The following is a 16,502-nucleotide window of genomic DNA, read 5'->3' on the forward strand; positions in this document are numbered from 1 at the left end:
CGGCGGCGGCGAGTGACGCTTCGTCACCGCCGTGTCCCGGTGCTGTCCGCGCTCCGCCCGGAACCTGTCGGCCGGGGTCCGGCACCCCCTAGCGTTCTGCTCACCGGGCGCCGGTCGCCCGGGTTCCGTTCTTGCCACAGGAGTAGAGCAGTGCAGAGTGCCAGACCCGTTTCCACCGCCCGTGTCGCCGTCGCCGGCGCGATCGTCGCGGCCCTCGCGCTGACCGCCTGCGGGCCGGAGAACGAGGACATCGCCGCGCCTCCGCAGGCCACCGCGACGGCCACCACCCAGCCGACCGCCAAGCCGACCACCCAGCCGACCGCGAGCGCCCCCGTGAGCGCCCAGCCCACCGCGGCCGCCCCGGCCCCCTCGGCCCCCTCGGCCCCGGCCGGCAAGCGCCAGGTGGTCGAGGCCAGGACGGCCGGCGGACTGGCGAAGACCACCGGCAAGGACGCGGTCTCCGACGTCGCCGTCGACCCCGGCGAGATGCGCGAGAACATGCACCTGGTGCTCTCCGACTTCGACCGCCCCGGCCAGACCTCCGGCCGCCGGATCCTGCTGATCGCCGTCGACAACGTCCCCGAGGACCCGGCCAAGCGCCGTGAGCACCTCTGGCGCGGCATGATCGACTACGCCCTGCAGAACGGTTCCAGTGGCGACCCGACCACCGCCACCCCCTACCCGGCCGGCCCGCTCGGCGGCTCGCTGGAGTGCCTGCAACTGCCGGAGGCGCCCACCACGGACGTCGTCTGCGGCTGGTCCGACGCCTCCACGGCCGGCGTCGCACTGTTCCCGAAGACCACCCCGGCCGAGGCCGCCGCCCTGTTCACCAAGATGCGCGGCGACATCGAGAAGTAGGCCCGCGGGCCCGGGGCGGGCCCGGGAACGAAAGCAGCGGTGGCGGCGCACCCCCCGACCGGGTGCACCGCCACCGCCGTCTCTCACCTCAGGCAGCCGCTGTCATCAGCAGGCGCCGAGGTCGCTCCAGACACCCCAGGAGCCGCTGGCGCTCGGGTCGTCGCCCTTGGTCCACCACTTGTTCTGGTAGTAGTGGCCCTTCCAGGAGACCTTGGTCGGGGAACCGTAGGTGGTGCCCGCGTCCCAGCTCGGCGCGCCCGTGCAACCAACCGGCGTGGTGGTCGGCGTCGTGGTCGGCGTGGTGGTCGGCGTCGTGGTCGGCGTCGTGGTCGGCGTCGTAGTCGGCGTCGTGGTCGGCGTCGTGGTCGGCGTGGTGCCGCCGTCCACCGCACCGCGGCTCAGGTCGCCCTTGAGGCCGTACAGCGTGCCGCCCACGTTGACCGTCCAGTTGGACGGGGTGGACACCGGCAGGTAGTAGACGAAGTCCATGTCGATCGACGCGCCCGGCGCGAGCGACTGCCAGCCCGGCAGCTTCACCGAGACCCGGTTGTAGGTGCCCTTGAGGCCGCCCACGTTGCCGGGGCCGGTGTGGTCCTGGCGGATCACGGTCAGGCCGAAGCCGGACTGGTCCTTGGCGTTGCCCGGGGCCGAGTTGCTGTAGTCGAACTGGAACTCGGTGCCGCCCGGCAGGGTCGTCGTCGAGTTGTTGACGATGTGGATCTTCGGGTTGATCGGGTAGTTCGAGTCACCAAGCGCGAAGTTGGTGAACGAGACGTCGATCGGCAGGGTCTGCTTCGGCAGCGCGACCGTCGAGCGGGTGGCGCCGTACGGCGAGGCCGCCTTGAACTTGTCGTACATCAGCGTGGTCAGCGTGTCACCGGGCACGTACTGGCCCTTGCCGCCGTTGGCGGTCGCGTCCCACTTGTAGTCGCCCGCGAGCTCCCAGATCATGGTGCCGCCGGCACCCTGGTTGACGATGTAGTCGGCCTTGGCGGCGATCGACTGCTCGTCCTCGGTGGACAGGTAGACCTTCTTGGTCTCGTTCCACAGCCACGGCGCCACCAGGGTGGAGCTGTAGTTGCGCACGTAGCTGCCCTGGAGGGCGGTGTCGCTCACGCCGTACTTGGAGAGGTAGTCGGGCACGATGCCCTTCTCCAGGTTCTTGGCGTGCCACATCGGGTTCGACCCGGCCGGGGACTCCTTGCCCGCGTCGTCCTTGTCGTTCCAGATGTTGTCGATGCCGACCGCGCCGTCACCGCACGTGGTCAGGCCGGAGCCGACCGGGCAGGTGGTCGCGGAGGCGGTGCCCCAGAGGCCGTTGGTGCCGCCCTGGACGTTCTTGAAACCGCGGGTGTAGTACGGCAGGCCGACGTTGATCCGGCCGGCCGGCATCGCACCGCGGAAGTAGTGGTACGACCAGTCGGCGTTCAGGTAGCCGATGCCGCCGTACTGGCCGGTGCCGTAGACGTTGGCCGCCGCCAGCTCGCCGTCCTTGCCGTCGTCGAACAGCGCGGCGTTCGGGCCGACGTACTTGTTCCAGGAGCCGTGCAGGTCGTACGACATGATGTCGACGTAGTCCAGGTACTGCGCGATCTGGAAGGTCTCCATGCCGCGCAGCAGGTAGCCGGACGACGGGGCCGCGACCGAGAGCAGGTAGTGCTTGCCGTCGGCGGCGCCGGCCCGGTCCAGCTTCTCGCGCAGCGTCTTCATCAGCGCCGCGTAGCCCTTGGCCAGCGAACCGCGCTTGCCGTTGGCGATCTGCCAGTCGAGCGGGTTGCCCGCGTCCTTCATCGAGGTCGGGTACTCGTAGTCGATGTCGACGCCGTTGAAGCCGTACTTCTTGATGAAGTCGACGGCCGAGTTGGCGAAGGTGTCGATGCCCGCCTGGTTGACGCTGCCGTCCGGGTTGACGGTCATCGAGTAGAAGCCGCCGGAGTTGACGCGGTTGCCGTCGTCCCCGAAGTACCCGCCGGTCTCGGTCCAACCGCCCACCGAGATCATGGTCTTGACGTTCGGGTACTGCTTCTTGTACTTCGTCAGCAGGTTGAAGTGGCCCTTGTAGGGCAGCGACGGGTCCAGCTCGGCGCCCGGCACGCCCGGGAAGGACATCCCGGTGGCCGCGTTCTGCGCGTTGTCCGAGCCGACCGACAGCTTGTTGCCGGAATCGACGTGGGCGAACGCGTAGTTGAGGTGGGTGACCTTGTCCCACGGGATGTCGCTGACCAGGTACGGCTTGGTGCCGTCCTGGCCGGTGCGCCAGCTGGTGAAGTAGCCGATGATGCGGCGCTGGTGGTCAGCGCCCATCTTCTCGCGGCCTTCGGTGTCGTAGACGCTGCAGTACGGGACGTCGACGCCCGGCGTGGCGTAGAGGCCGTCAGGGCGACAGGCGGCGTTGTCAACGGTGGCGGACGCCTGGGAAGGCGCCGCGCCCAGCGTGGCCACCAGCAGGCCGGCCATCGCGGCTGCCGCCATCGAGGCCAGGCCGGCGCGGGCCGCCGGGCTCGTGGAACGACGGGCGGCGGTGGGACGCCGCTCCGCCAGGGATCGGATCAACACTCGTCCTCCGGGCAGAGTGTCGGCGCGTGCCTGTGGGGGAGCACGCACGTGGGGGAAACCAGATTGGCGCTGAAGCTATGTGGTCTGAACCACATAGGTCAATAGGTCTGTACCAATTGGTAATCAATTCCCCAACATCCCCGGTCGAACGGCCGATTGTCGACGGTCGCCGACGCACCACCGGCCTCAGCCGCCACCGGCCTCCTCCGCATGCCGACGACTGTGCCGCGCCACCCGAACCCGCGTCCCGCACGAGGCCGAGCACCAGGCGCGCCGCGCGTGCTGCTGGAGGAAGAAGAGGATGCAACCCGGCGCCGGACACGCCTTCACCGACCCCCGCCGCTCCCCCGTCAACAACTCCACCGCCGCGCCCGCCACCCGCGCGAGCAGCACCCGCCCGCGCTCCCCCGACACACTCCGCGCCACCGCCCCGCCGACCGCACCCGGCGGCAACTCCGCCCACCACGGCGCCGCCCGCACCGCCGCGTTCACCACCTCGACGTCCCCCTCCGCCGCCGGCCCGCCCGCCACCACCGCGGCCAGCACCGCGCGCAACGCCCGCCGCAACTCCAGGAACGCCGCCAGGTCCCCGGCACCCAACTCCCCCGCGGGCGCGCTCGACGCGTCCAACTCGACCGCGTGCCGCTCCACCCAGTCCGCCAGATCGTCCGGCACGGTCAGCACGTCCACCAGACGCCCGCGCAGACCGCCGCGCACGAACGTGGTGTTCACCAGGTCCAGCACCAGGTGCTCACCGTCGACCGGCATCTCGCCCACGGCGCCCGCTTCTCCGCCCATATCCACACCTAACGGTAACGCGACTTGCCATCCGCTAGCTACGCCCCGCAAACTAACGCTTGCCTCAATCTATTGCCGTTAGGAGCGTCGAGCCGCCATGCCCCTGCCCAGCCGCGCCCCCGCACGACCCGCCACCACCGCCGTCCTCGCCTCGACCACCACCGCCATCACCGCCCTGCTGCTCCTCGCCGCCCTCGGCACCCTCACCGGCCACCCCCTGCTCATCCCGCCGCTCGCCGCCTCGATGGCCCTCATCGCCGGCGCCCCCGACCTCCCGCTCGCCCAGCCCCGCAGCGTCATCGGCGGCCAACTGCTCTCCGCCCTCACCGGCTACGCCGTCCTCGCCGTCGCCGCCCCCACCTACTGGTCCGCCGCCGTGGCCGGCGGCCTCGCCCTCGGCATCATGGCCCTCGCCCGCACCCCGCACTCCCCCGCCGCCGCGACCGCCGTCATCGTCGCCCTCACCGCCCCCGCCCCCCTCCCCTTCCTCCCCCTCCTCACCCTCGCCACCACCCTCCTCACCCTCACCGGCCTCACCGCCGCCCGCCTCCGCAACCGCCCCTACCCGACGTACTGGTGGTGAGCCCGTAACCGATCCGACCGACGGTCGTTCGCATACACGGGGGACGGGCGCACACCAGCCCGAAGGGGGAGGCCCATGGCGGTCAAGTACACCCGTGAGCTGCTCGCGGCAATCGCCGCGGAATCGTCCAGCGTCAACGACATGATGAGGCGGCTGGGCGTACCGATGGCAGGCGGCACGCACAGCTACCTGAGCAAGCGGTTGCGGCACTACGGCATCGACACCTCGCACTTCACCGGCGGCAGACCTGCGTACGAACGCCGGAGCTACAGCCGGGAGCAGCTCGCCGAGGCCGCCGCGAGGAGCGCCGGAATCGGCCCGATGCTGCGCGAGCTGGGCGTGGTGCCGTACGACAGCGCCTACTCCTATCTGAAGCGCCGGTTGGCCGAGTTCGGCATCGACACCTCGCACTTCGCCAAGGAGGACCGAAGCGCACAGGTGATCGCGGCGGTCCGCGATCAGTGCAGCATCGCCGGCGTGATCCGGGCCCTCGGCCTCCCCGAAAGCGGCGGGGCCCGCAAGCTCGTCAAGGACGCCATAGCCCGTCACGGCCTGGACACCAGCCACTTCACCGGGTCAGCCCACAATCGGGGAGCGAAACCGGGGCCCCGGATCCATCCGGACGCCCTCCTGGTGAAGCTGCCACCGGGAAGCCACCGTGTCCCCGGTGACCGGCTGCGGGCCATGCTCGTTCACATCGGCCGACCGGACACCTGCTCCGGCTGCGGAACCCCGCCGCGCTGGCGGGGCCGACCGATGACGCTGGAGGTGGACCACGTCAACGGCGACTGGCTCGACAACCGGCGCGAGAACCTCCGGCTGCTCTGTCCGAACTGCCACGCCGTCACCCCGACGTACTGCGGACGGAACCGCAAACCAGTCACCGGCGCCCCCAGCAGCCGGTAGGCTTGCCATGACGTGCGCCCGTACTCCAGCTGGCCAGAGAGGTACGGTTTAGGTCCGTATTGTCGTGGGTTCGAGTCCCACCGGGCGTACCGAGCACATTGGCCCGTTTGCCTTCGATTCGAAGGCAAACGGGCCAGTCTCGTTCCGTGCGGGGCTCAGCCCAACAGGGTCCGGATGACCGGGGCGAGGGCGCGGAAGGCCTGGCCCCGGTGGCTGATGGCGTTCTTCTCGGCGGGGGTCAGCTCCGCGCAGGTGCGGGTCTCGCCGAGGGGCTGGAGGATCGGGTCGTAGCCGAAGCCGCCGGCGCCGGCGGGGGTGGTGCGCAGGGTGCCGAGGAGGCGGCCCTCGACGACGCGCTCGGTGCCGTCGGGGAGGGCGAGGGCGGCGGCGCAGAAGAAGTGGGCGCCGCGGTGCTCGGGGGCGATGTCGGAGAGCTGGGCGAGCAGCAGGTCGAGGTTGGCGCGGTCGTCGCCGTGCCTGCCGGACCAGCGGGCGGAGAAGATGCCCGGGGCCCCGTTCAGGACGTCGACGCAGAGGCCGGAGTCGTCGGCGACGGCCGGCAGGCCGGTGGCGCGGGCCAGGGCGTGCGCCTTGAGCAGGGCGTTCTCGGCGAAGGTGACGCCGGTCTCGGGGACGTCGGGGATCTCCGGGTAGGCGTCGGCGCCGACCAGTTCGACGTCCAGGCCGGCGTCGCCGAGGATGTCGCGCAGCTCGGCGACCTTGTGCTGGTTTCGGGTGGCGAGGATGAGTCGAGTGGTCATGGAACCACCCTAAACCGAGCAAACGGCGTGATCCGGCGTCAGCCGGTGCAGACCTTGGTGAGGTTCGAGGCGGCGTCGCCGAGCGGCTTGAAGTCCGGCACCTGCTTGTTGTTGACCGCCTGCTGGACCTTGTCGACCTGGGTGCTGAGGTCGGTGATGGCCTGGGCGACGTCGGTGTCCTTGGAGTTCTTGCCCAGCTGGTCGAGGTCGTTCTTCAGCTTCTGCAGCGCCTGCCCGGCGGCGGCCGCGTCGTTGCTGGCGTTGCTGTAGGCGTTGCTGACCTCGTTGATGTCCCCGGTGATCTTGACCGCGGTGTTGCCGCAGTCGAGCGCCTTCTGCGCGGCGGAGCAACTGACCGCGCTGAGCGGGAGGATGGCGATCAGGCCGGCCACGGCGAGCATGGTGGGGCGGGCGATGCTCTGGGGCATCCGGTCCTCCTGGGTGCGCGGGTATCCGGAAGGGAAGGACGCGCGCTGAGGGGTGCGCGGTTCCCGCAACGGGTGCTGCGGGAACCGTACGGGCTCCGGGCCCGGCGTGTACAGCGGCCCGGCCCGGAGCCCGGTGATTTCCGGAAAGCGAACCGGAAGCGGTGCCTCAGGGGGTAGGGGCGACCCTCGGGGGTCAGGCCTCCCGCTCGCCGAGGACCTTGCGCTGGACCTCGTCGAGCTCGGCGCAGCCGAGGGTGCCGAGGTCCAGCAGCCGGTCGAGCAGGGCGCGGTCGAAGGGGGCGCCCTCGGCGGTGCCCTGGACCTCGACGAAGCGGCCGTCGGAGGTGCAGACGATGTTCATGTCGGTCTCGGCGCGGACGTCCTCCTCGTACCGGAGGTCGAGCATCGGGACGCCGTCGATGATGCCGACGCTGACGGCGCTGACGCCGCCGGTGATCGGCTTGCCCTTGGCGCGCAGCAGCTTGCGCTCGCGGGCCCAGGAGACGGCGTCGACGAGGGCGACGTAGGCGCCGGTGATGGCGGCGGTGCGGGTGCCGCCGTCGGCCTGGAGGACGTCGCAGTCGAGGACGATGGTGTTCTCGGCGAGGGCGCGGTGGTCGACCACGGCGCGCAGCGAGCGGCCGATGAGCCGGCTGATCTCGTGGGTGCGGCCGCCGAGGCGGCCCTTGACGGATTCGCGGTCGCCGCGGGTGTTGGTGGCGCGCGGGAGCATGGAGTACTCGGCGGTGACCCAGCCTTCGCCGCTGCCCTTGCGCCAGCGCGGGACGCCTTCGGTGACGCTGGCGGTGCACAGCACCTTGGTGTCGCCGTAGGAGATGAGGACGGAGCCTTCGGCGTGCTTGCTCCAGCCCCGTTCGATGGTGACGGGGCGGAGCTGGTCGGGGGTGCGGCCGTCGATGCGTGACATAGGCACCGAGCGTAGTCGGTTTCGGCGGGTGCTCCGGGTACGCCCCGTGGCGTCCCGAGGCGTCCCGTGGCGTCCGGGTCTGCCCGGGAGGGCGGGCCGGTGTGCCCGGACGTGCCACGGCCCGCCGACCGGTGGGGTCGGCGGGCCGGGTGGAGTGAGCCTGGTGGGCTCAGCTCACATCATGTCCTCGATGTCGGCGGCGATCGGGTCGGCGTCGGTGCCGATGACGACCTGGATCGCGGTGCCCATCTTCACGACGCCGTGGGCGCCGGCGGCCTTGAGCGCGGCCTCGTCGACCAGGGAGGCGTCCTTGACCTCGGTGCGCAGGCGGGTGATGCAGCCCTCGACCTCTTCGATGTTGTCGATGCCGCCCAGACCGGCGACGATCTTCTCAGCCTTGCTGGCCATTGCTTTCTCCCTCTGTCTCGGCCCGTCGGCTGCTCTGCCGGGTGCCGTCCTGCGCTGTGACCTCGGTCGCGGGTGACGTGCGGTCAGTGGTGGGTCGCTGTCGTGGCGTGCTGCCCGAGCGGCGCGACCAGCATGACCCGAGCCGGACCGATATGCCACGTTAGTCCACTTTCGGCCTACTCCGACGCGCATGCCCCGGGTAGGCGTCCGAGGATGACGAGCAGTGGGGCCCGTCTCCCGGCGCGCGGCCTGCGTCCCAAAGTGGTCTACACCAATATATGTGTACTCCGATGAACGCAGGAAGGACCCCGGGTGTTCCCGGTCCCCGCCCGGGGGTCCCGGCGCGGGCCACCGGACGGCCACTGCACCCGGAGGGCGAAGGATGAGTTCGGCAGGCGCCACAGCACCGCGAACCACGTGGTGGCACACCTTCTACGGCGGCCTCCAGAAGATGGGCCGCTCGCTCCAGCTGCCGGTGGCCGTGCTCCCCGCCGCCGGCATCCTGAACCGGCTCGGGCAGCCCGATGTCTTCGGCAAGGACGGCCTGGGCTGGGACAACGTCGCCAAGGTGTTCGCGGCGGCCGGCGGCGCGCTGCTGGACTCCTCCTTCGGCCTGCCGCTGCTGTTCTGCATCGGCGTCGCGATCGGCATGGCGAAGAAGGCCGACGGCTCGACGGCGCTGGCCGCGGTGGTCGGCTTCCTCGTCTACTACAGGGTGCTGCACGCCTTCCCGGAGGACTGCGCGCCGGGGACGGTGCTGGTCAGCGACCAGTGCGTGGACTACACCTCGGCGAAGGCGGCGGCCGCGACGTACCAGAACCCCGGCGTGCTGGGCGGCATCCTGCTCGGCCTGATGTCGGCCTGGCTCTGGGTGCGCTTCCACCGCACCAGGCTGGTCGACTGGCTGGGCTTCTTCAACGGCCGCCGGCTGGTGCCGATGATCACCGCGCTGGTCGGCATGCTGCTGGCCGTGGTGGCGGTCGCGGTCTGGCCGCCGATCGGCCGCGGCCTGAACTCGTTCAGCCAGACCCTCGCCGACCTGGGCGCGGTCGGCGCGGGCATCTTCGGCGTGTTCAACCGGGCACTGCTGCTGATCGGCATGCACCAGTTGCTGAACACCTTCGTCTGGTTCCAGTTCGGCGAGTTCAGCAAGCCGGACGGCGTGATCGTGCACGGCGACATCCCGCGCTTCCTGGCGGGCGACCCGACCGCGGGGCAGTTCCAGTCGGGCTTCTTCCCGATCATGATGTTCGCACTGCCGGCCGCCGCACTGGCCATCGCCCACTCCGCGAAGCCGCACCGCCGCAAGGAGATCTACGGCCTGATGCTCTCGGTCGGCCTGACCTCCTTCGTGACCGGTGTCACCGAGCCGATCGAGTACTCCTTCGCCTACATCGCCCCGGCGCTGTACGGCGTGCACGCACTGCTGACCGGCGCGTCGATGGCCGTCACCTGGGGGCTGGGGGTGCACGACGGCTTCAGCTTCTCGGCCGGCCTGATCGACTACGTGATCAACTGGGGCCTGGCCACCAAACCGTGGATGATCATCCCGATCGGCCTCTGCTTCGCCGCCGTGTACTACGCGCTGTTCCGCTTCATCATCGTGAAATTCGACCTGAAAACGCCAGGGCGCGAGCCCGAGAGCGAGGTCGAGGACGTCACCAAGGCATAAAGCGGGCGCCGTCGAAGACAATCCGAAAAGGCCCTCGGACCATCGGTCCGAGGGCCTTCGGCATATCCGGACGGGCCGAAGGCCTCCGGCGCCAACGCGGTCCCACCCTGCGCCACAGCCGGTCGGTGACCGGCCGGTGACGTGCCGTGGAGCGTCCGGCCAGCCCGGCTTTTTGTTGCGCAAATAGCCAAAATGCCAATCACGGCGGGTAATCAAGATCGCCGATCCGCAAGTAGGTTTCGATTTCATAGCGCTTCCCATCTGCGGCGCTTTCGAGGGTTCCCCGACTCCTCCGCCCGTGCTACAAAACTGGTCTACACCACGTGTGGTGTAGACCAGTTCGCGGTTCGGCGCCCCCTGTGCACCTTCCCCCGACCGACCCGCCCTTGCCGTAAGGAAGCCACCCCCATGAGTCAGTCTGCGCAGGCACCGGCGCCCGCCACGGCTCCGGCTACGCCGAGTCCCACGAAGAAGTTCGGCCAGAACCTGCTCCAGGGTCTGCAGAAGATCGGCCGCAGCCTCCAGCTCCCCATCGCCGTCCTCCCCGCCGCCGGTCTGCTGGTGCGCCTGGGCCAGGACGACGTCTTCGGCAAGGACGGCCTCGGCTGGGGCAAGGTCGCCGCGGTCTTCCTCACCGCCGGCAACGGCGTCTTCGACAACCTGCCGCTGCTCTTCGCGGTGGGCATCGCGATCGGCTTCGCCAAGAAGGCCGACGGCTCGACCGCCCTCGCCGCCCTGGTCGGCTTCCTGGTCTACAAGAACGTGCTGACCGCGTTCCCGATCACCGAGTACAAGATCCTCCCCGGCAAGGACGAGGCCGCCACCTATCAGAACCCGGGCGTGCTCGGCGGCATCGTGATCGGTCTGCTCGCCGCCGTGCTGTGGCAGAAGTACCACCGCACCAAGCTGGTCGACTGGCTCGGCTTCTTCAACGGCCGCCGCCTGGTGCCGATCATCATGGCCTTCGTCGGCACCGCCGTCGGCGTGTTCTTCGGCCTGGCCTGGGGCCCGATCGGCGACGCCATCAAGAGCCTGAACGACACCCTGATCGGGGCCGGCGCGCTCGGCGCCGGTGCCTTCGGCCTGGTCAACCGCGGTCTGCTGCCGGTCGGCATGCACCAGTTCGTGAACTCCTTCGCCTGGTTCCAGACCGGTGACTTCACCAAGCCCGACGGCACCGTCGTGCACGGCGACCTGACCCGCTTCTTCGCCGGCGACCCGACCGCCGGACAGTTCATGGCCGGCTTCTACCCGATCATGATGTTCGCCCTGCCGGCCGCCGCCTTCGCCATCGCCCACACCGCCAAGGCGCACCGCCGCAAGGCCGTCACCGGCATGATGCTGTCGCTGGCGCTGACCTCCTTCGTGACCGGTGTCACCGAGCCGATCGAGTTCTCCTTCGTCTTCATCGCCCCGCTGCTGTACGTGATCCACGCCGTCCTCACCGCCGTCTCGATGGCCGTGACCTGGGCGCTCGGCGTGCACGACGGCTTCACCTTCTCCGGCGGTCTGATCGACTACCTGCTCGCCTGGAACAAGGCCACCGACCCGTGGATGATCATCCCGCTCGGCCTGGTGTTCGGCGCGATCTACTACTTCCTGTTCCGCTTCGCGATCGTCAAGTTCGACCTCAAGACCCCCGGTCGCGAGGACGACGACGAGATCGAGGACGTCACCAAGGCCTGACGCCCCGCACCACCCGCAAGCCGCTCACGGCCCCGCCCCGCCACCCCTCCCGGGTGGCGGGGCGGGGCCGTTCCGCGTGTCCGGGAACCGCCTCCCCGCGCGTCCACCGCGACGGCCGCCCGCTGAGACGGTGGTTGACGAACCCGCGGAGCCGCTGGTCAACTGAAGCCGTGAACGCCCCCCGCCCGCTGGTGGCCCGCAGCCACATCGACTTCGGTCGCGTGTGGTCCGCGGCGTGTCGCGGCTGACCCGAGCGTTCCCCCCGCCGCCGCCCGGCTGACGTCCCCGCCGCGCCCCGGCCCGCGCACCACCCCGTCACCCGTGCCCGCCCGCACCCCGGACCGGCCGGCCCCTGCCCGCGCACCCCGTCCGCCCGTGTCCCCCGTGGCGGGCGGGCCGGTCCGCGACGCGCCGCACGCACCGCTTCCGTCCCAGGAAAGTCCAGGCCGCCCATGCCCCGCCAACTGCACCTCTCCGCCGCCCTCGACAGCCCCGGCCACGTCGACGCCGCCCACTTCACCGCGCTCGCCCGGCTCGCCGAGGGGGCCGCCCTCGACTTCGTCACCCTCGACGACTCCTACGCCCCCGCGCCGCACCGGCTCGACGCGCTCGCCACCTTCGCCCGGCTCGCCCCGGTCACCCGCGGCCTCGGCCTGGTCCCGACCGTCACCACCACCCACACCGAGCCGTTCCACACCTCCGTCTCCGTCAACACCCTGGACTGGGTCAGCGAGGGCCGGGCCGGCTGGCTGGTCGGCGTCTCCGACACCGAGGCCGAGGCCAGGGCCTTCGGCCGCAAGGGCACCGCCCCGGCCGACGAACTCTGGGCCGAGGCCGCCGACGCCGCCGAGGTCGCCACCCGGCTCTGGGACAGCTGGGAGGACGACGCCGAGATCCGCGACACCGCCACCGGCCGGTTCGTCGACCGCGCCAAGCTGCACCACATCGACTTCGAGGGCCCGCACTTCTCCGTCCGCGGCCCCTCCATCACCCCCCGCCCGCCGCAGGGCCGCCCGGTGATCGCGGTCACCGTCGCCGCCGCCGACCTCGCGCCGGACGCCGGAGCCGGCGGGCGCGCCCGGGTCGCCACCGCGGCCCGCTACGCCGACGTCGTCCTGCTCGACGCCCCCGACCGGGCCGCCCGGCTCACCGCCGCCACCGAACTGCGGCTGCGCGGCGGCGAGGCGCTGCGCATCCTGGCCAGGATCCCGGCCGCGCTGCCCGACGACGCCGCGGCCGACGCCCTGCTCACCGAGGTCACCGAGGGCGGCGGCGGGGTCGACGGCTTCCACCTGGTGCCCGCCGAGGCGGCCCGGGACCTCGCCGCGCTCGCCGGGCGCGTCGTGCCGGCGCTGCGCGAGCGCGGCCTCTTCCGCACCGGCTACACCGGCCGCACCCTGCGCGAGCACCTCGGGCTGGCCCGCCCCGCCAGCCGCTACGCGCTCGCCGCGACCATCCCCGCGCCCTCCCCCGCTCCTGCCGCGACCGCCGAGGTGACCCGATGACGGACCGCCCGCTCAAGCAGATCCACCTCGCCGCGCACTTCCCCGGCGTCAACAACACCACCGTGTGGAGCGACCCGGCCTCCGGCAGCCAGATCGCCTTCGACTCCTTCCGCCACCTCGCCGCGACCGCCGAACGCGGCCGGTTCGACTTCTTCTTCCTCGCCGAGGGCCTGCGGCTGCGCGAGGTCAAGGGCCGGATCCACGACCTGGACGTGGTCGGCCGCCCCGAGTCGATCACCGTGCTCGGCGCGCTCGCCGCCGTCACCACCCACCTCGGGCTGGCCGCGACCGTCAACGCCACCTTCAACGAGCCCTACGAACTGGCCCGCCGGTTCGCCTCCCTGGACCACCTCTCCGGCGGCCGCGCCGCCTGGAACGTGGTCACCTCCTCCGACGCCTTCACCGGCGAGAACTTCCGCCGCGGCGGCTTCCTCGACCGCGCCGACCGCTACGCCCGGGCCGCCGAGTCCGTCGCGCTCGCCCGGGCGTTCTGGGACGCCGCGGGCACCGGCACGGTCCGCCACCAGGGGCCGCAGTTCGACGTCGAGGGCACCCTCTCGCTGCCCCGGCCGCCGCAGGGCCACCCGGTGGTGATCCAGGCCGGCGACTCCGAGGAGGGCCGCGAGTTCGCCGCCGCCACCGCCGACGTGGTGTTCAGCCGGCACTCCACGCTCGCCGCCGGCCAGGCCTTCCACGCGGACGTCAAACGGCGGCTCGCCGCGTACGGGCGCAAGCCGGACGAGCTGAAGATCATGCCCGGGGTCACCTATGTCCTCGGCGACACCGAGGAGGAGGCCGTCGAGCGGGCCGCCGGGATCCGCCGCGCCCAGGTGAGCCCGGCCACCGCGACCGCCTACCTGGAGCAGATCTGGGGTGTCGACCTGTCCGGCCACGACGTGGACGGCCCGCTGCCGGCCGTCGACCCGGTCCGCGACTCCGGCCTGGTCCAGGGCCGCACCTCGCTCGGCGACCCGCTGGAGATCGCCGCCAAGTGGCGGGCGGTGGCCGCCGAGAAGGGGCTCAGCAGCCGCGAGCTGGTGATCGAGGTGACCGGCCGGCAGAGCTTCATCGGCACCCCGGCGAGCGTCGCCGCCCAGCTCGACCGGCATGTGCAGAGCGACGCCGCGGACGGCTTCATCCTCGTCCCGCACCTCACCCCGGGCGGGCTGGACGACTTCGTCGACCGGGTGGTGCCGCTGCTCCAGGAGCGCGGGGTGTTCCGCACCGAGTACACCGGGACGACGCTGCGCGAGCATCTCGGCCTGCCGGTGCCCGGCCGGCGCTGACGCCGCGCGGTGCCACCGCCCGTCACACCCGGCCCAGCCGGGCGGCGTGCACGCCGGCCTGGAAGCGGCTCTCCGCGCCCAGGCCGGCGGTCAGTTCGGCGACCAGCCGGCGCACCGTGCGCTCGGACAGCTCCAGCTTGCGGGCGATCGCCGCGTCGGTCCGCCCGGCGGCCAGCAGCCGCAGCACCTCGTCATGGCGATCCGTCAGCTCGGCGGAGCCGGGCAGCAGCTCCGCGGGCGTCCAGGCGGCGGACCAGAAGTACTCGAAGAGTTCGGCGACCAGTGCGACCAGCGCCGGCTCGCGCACCACCACGGCCGCCTCCGCGACCGGCGCGTCCCCGTCCGGCCCGGCGCCGGGGGCGGGCAGGATCGCCAGCCGGGCGTCCACCACGATCAGCCAGAGCGGCAGCGAGTGGGCCACCCGGATCCGCGCCCCGGCCCCGGTCAGCTCCCGGACGTGCCCGAGCACGGCCGGGCGGCGCAGCGCGGCGGCCGGGTGGATGGTGCGCAGCGCGGCGCCGTGGGCGAGGGCGAGGCGTTCGCGGGCGAGCTTGCCCGCGAGGGCGGGGCCGGAGAGGTCCTGGCCGGGGCGCAGTGAGAGGGCCTCGGTGCGGGCGCCGCGGGCGGCGTCCTCCAGCAGGGCGGCGATCCGGTCGGCGCCGCGGACGACTTCGAGGGCGGTGCCGGCGCGGTGGCGTTCCTGGACGGGCAGGTAGTCGGTGTGCAGGCGGTCGACGGCGTCGCGGGCCCGGTGCAGGGTGCCGAGCAGGTCGGCGACCTGCCGGTCGGTGTCGAGCAGCAGTTGCCGCACGGCGGTGTCGACGGAGACGGCGGCCCGGTCGGCGCAGTGGTCGCAGGCTTGGTCGCAGGTGTGGTCGCAGGCGTGGTCCTGGGCGGGGCCGGCGGCGGTGGGCTGGAGCAGGCCGAGGGTGAGCAGTTCGGTGGTGGCGGCGGCGAGCCGGTTCTCGTCCCAGTCGGGGAGCGACTCGGCGGGCGGGCGGCCGGGTTCGGCGAGCAGGCGGGCGTAGAGCCGGGTGGCGTCCCGGTCGGCGGGGCTCTCCATCGGCGCAGCCTAGTCAGGGCCGGGGTCCGTCCGCCGGGGGTTTCAGCGTGTGGGACGGGGTCTTTCCGCTCCCGGTCATGGCCGGTTCCGGCAGTGCCCGGGGCGCTGACCGGTGGGGTTCCGGCGGTCAGGATGTTCGTCCATGACGGTTCTTCCCGAGGCTTCGACGATCTGGCTGGACGGCGCGCTGGTGCCCTGGCACGCGGCGACCACGCATGTCCTCACCCATGGACTGCACTACGGAACGGGGGTGTTGGAGGGTACCCGGGCGTTCGCGACGGCGGACGGGCCCGCGGTGTTCCGGCTGCCGGAGCACCTGCGCCGGCTGGACCGCAGCGCGCGGATGCTGCGGATGGAACTTCCCTACGGTGTGGACGAGTTGGCGAAGGCGACGGTGGACCTGGTGCGGGCCAACGGTCACCGTTCCTGCTATCTGCGGCACTTCGCCTTCCTGGGCTACGGCGCGATGGGCCTGGACATGCGGTCCTCGCCGATGGTGACGGCGATCGCGGGCTGGGAGTGGCACTCCCTGCTGCCGGACGCGGAGGGCGGGATCCGGTTGAAGACGAGCAGTTGGCGGCGGACCGATCCGAACGCGGTGCCGCCGGCGGCGAAGGCGACGGGGCCGTACCTGAACTCGGTGCTGGCGCGCCGGGAGGCGACCGACGCGGGGTACGACGAGGCGCTGCTGCTCGGTGCGGACGGCGCGGTGAGCGAGTGCACGGGCGAGAACGTGTTCATGGTGCGCGACGGGGTGCTGCGCACGCCTCCGGCGAGCGCGGGCGCGCTGGAGGGGATCACCCAGGACACGGTGCTGACGCTGGCGCGTGACCTGGGGGTGCCGGTGCGGGTGGAGGCGCTGCTGCGGTCGGACCTGTACGCGGCGGACGAGGTGTTCGTGTGCGGGACGGCGGCGGGGGTGGTGGCGGTGCGTTCGCTGGACGACCGGGAGCTGCCGGCCGCCCCGGGTCCGCTGACGGAGCGGCTGCGGGCGGCCTACGAGGCGGCGGTGTCGGGCGCGGACGACCGCTACCGGCACTGGCTGACGTACGTGGGGTGACCGT

Annotated in this window: 15 protein-coding genes and 1 tRNA gene; 9 read left to right on the top strand and 7 right to left on the bottom strand. The window is 72.0% G+C overall.

Annotated elements, in window-relative coordinates; all coding sequences use genetic code 11:
* The first annotated feature begins 150 nt into the window (after positions 1–150).
* The gene (locus ACFZBX_RS13065; RefSeq protein WP_391533593.1) at positions 151–858 is read left to right on the top strand and encodes a hypothetical protein; all 708 of its coding nucleotides are present in this window, start codon (positions 151–153) and stop codon (positions 856–858) included.
* A 105-nt stretch (positions 859–963) separates the two neighbouring features.
* Here ACFZBX_RS13065 and ACFZBX_RS13070 read toward each other — a convergent pair whose 3' ends face one another.
* Positions 964–3,330, bottom strand: coding sequence for a chitinase C-terminal domain-containing protein (locus tag ACFZBX_RS13070; protein WP_391533736.1), 2,367 nt, complete (start codon positions 3,328–3,330; stop codon positions 964–966).
* 270 nt (positions 3,331–3,600) lie between these two features.
* Positions 3,601–4,182 carry a CGNR zinc finger domain-containing protein gene (locus ACFZBX_RS13075; protein ID WP_391533737.1) on the bottom strand — a complete coding sequence of 194 codons (582 nt, stop codon included), beginning with the start codon at positions 4,180–4,182 and terminating at the stop codon, positions 3,601–3,603.
* Positions 4,183–4,309: 127 nt separating this feature from the next.
* Between ACFZBX_RS13075 and ACFZBX_RS13080 the strand changes: the two genes are divergently transcribed.
* From ACFZBX_RS13080 to ACFZBX_RS13090, 3 genes are all read left to right on the top strand, one after another.
* Positions 4,310–4,795 carry an HPP family protein gene (locus ACFZBX_RS13080; RefSeq protein ID WP_391533594.1) on the top strand — a complete coding sequence of 162 codons (486 nt, stop codon included), beginning with the start codon at positions 4,310–4,312 and terminating at the stop codon, positions 4,793–4,795.
* Between the two features lie 75 nt (positions 4,796–4,870).
* A complete protein-coding gene (locus ACFZBX_RS13085) occupies positions 4,871–5,701 on the top strand; it encodes an HNH endonuclease (RefSeq protein WP_391533596.1) in 831 nt (276 codons plus the stop codon).
* A gap of 14 nt (positions 5,702–5,715) precedes the next feature.
* Positions 5,716–5,790, top strand: a tRNA-Leu gene (locus ACFZBX_RS13090).
* A gap of 66 nt (positions 5,791–5,856) precedes the next feature.
* On the opposite strand, the gene rdgB is transcribed toward ACFZBX_RS13090, so the two are convergent.
* The 4 genes from rdgB to ACFZBX_RS13110 form a co-directional block, all read right to left on the bottom strand.
* Complete coding sequence (gene rdgB / locus ACFZBX_RS13095; protein ID WP_391533597.1) at positions 5,857–6,462, bottom strand: RdgB/HAM1 family non-canonical purine NTP pyrophosphatase; 606 nt, start codon at positions 6,460–6,462, stop codon at positions 5,857–5,859.
* Between the two features lie 38 nt (positions 6,463–6,500).
* Positions 6,501–6,890, bottom strand: a complete 390-nt coding sequence (locus ACFZBX_RS13100) for a hypothetical protein (protein WP_380764588.1) — start codon at positions 6,888–6,890, stop codon at positions 6,501–6,503.
* Positions 6,891–7,083: 193 nt separating this feature from the next.
* Positions 7,084–7,818: a ribonuclease PH gene (gene rph / locus ACFZBX_RS13105; protein ID WP_391533598.1), complete on the bottom strand. Its 735-nt coding sequence runs from the start codon at positions 7,816–7,818 to the stop codon at positions 7,084–7,086.
* Between the two features lie 174 nt (positions 7,819–7,992).
* Entirely contained in the window at positions 7,993–8,226 is a 234-nt protein-coding gene (locus ACFZBX_RS13110) for a glucose PTS transporter subunit EIIB (RefSeq protein WP_030060521.1), read from the bottom strand.
* 382 nt (positions 8,227–8,608) lie between these two features.
* On the opposite strand from ACFZBX_RS13110, the gene ACFZBX_RS13115 reads away from it, so the two are divergent.
* The 4 genes from ACFZBX_RS13115 (at position 8,609) to ACFZBX_RS13130 (ending at position 14,375) form a co-directional block, all read left to right on the top strand.
* Entirely contained in the window at positions 8,609–9,898 is a 1,290-nt protein-coding gene (locus ACFZBX_RS13115; RefSeq protein WP_391533599.1) for a PTS transporter subunit EIIC, read from the top strand.
* Between the two features lie 408 nt (positions 9,899–10,306).
* Positions 10,307–11,584, top strand: coding sequence for a PTS transporter subunit EIIC (locus ACFZBX_RS13120; protein ID WP_391533600.1), 1,278 nt, complete (start codon positions 10,307–10,309; stop codon positions 11,582–11,584).
* A gap of 452 nt (positions 11,585–12,036) precedes the next feature.
* Complete coding sequence (locus ACFZBX_RS13125; RefSeq protein WP_391533601.1) at positions 12,037–13,089, top strand: LLM class flavin-dependent oxidoreductase; 1,053 nt, start codon at positions 12,037–12,039, stop codon at positions 13,087–13,089.
* Positions 13,086–14,375, top strand: a complete 1,290-nt coding sequence (locus ACFZBX_RS13130) for an LLM class flavin-dependent oxidoreductase (protein WP_391533603.1) — start codon at positions 13,086–13,088, stop codon at positions 14,373–14,375. Before ACFZBX_RS13125 ends, ACFZBX_RS13130 begins: the two co-directional genes overlap by 4 nt.
* Positions 14,376–14,397: 22 nt before the next feature.
* Here the strand turns inward: ACFZBX_RS13130 and ACFZBX_RS13135 are convergent, their stop codons facing one another.
* Positions 14,398–15,438 (bottom strand): LuxR C-terminal-related transcriptional regulator, encoded by a 1,041-nt coding sequence (locus tag ACFZBX_RS13135; RefSeq protein WP_391533604.1) that lies wholly within the window; start codon positions 15,436–15,438, stop codon positions 14,398–14,400.
* A 142-nt stretch (positions 15,439–15,580) separates the two neighbouring features.
* Between ACFZBX_RS13135 and ACFZBX_RS13140 the strand changes: the two genes are divergently transcribed.
* Complete coding sequence (locus tag ACFZBX_RS13140; protein ID WP_391533605.1) at positions 15,581–16,498, top strand: branched-chain amino acid transaminase; 918 nt, start codon at positions 15,581–15,583, stop codon at positions 16,496–16,498.
* Positions 16,499–16,502 lie beyond the last annotated feature (4 nt).

Origin of the sequence: Kitasatospora sp. NPDC008115, from assembly GCF_042957205.1 — a bacterium.
Classification (GTDB): Bacteria; Actinomycetota; Actinomycetes; order Streptomycetales; family Streptomycetaceae; genus Kitasatospora.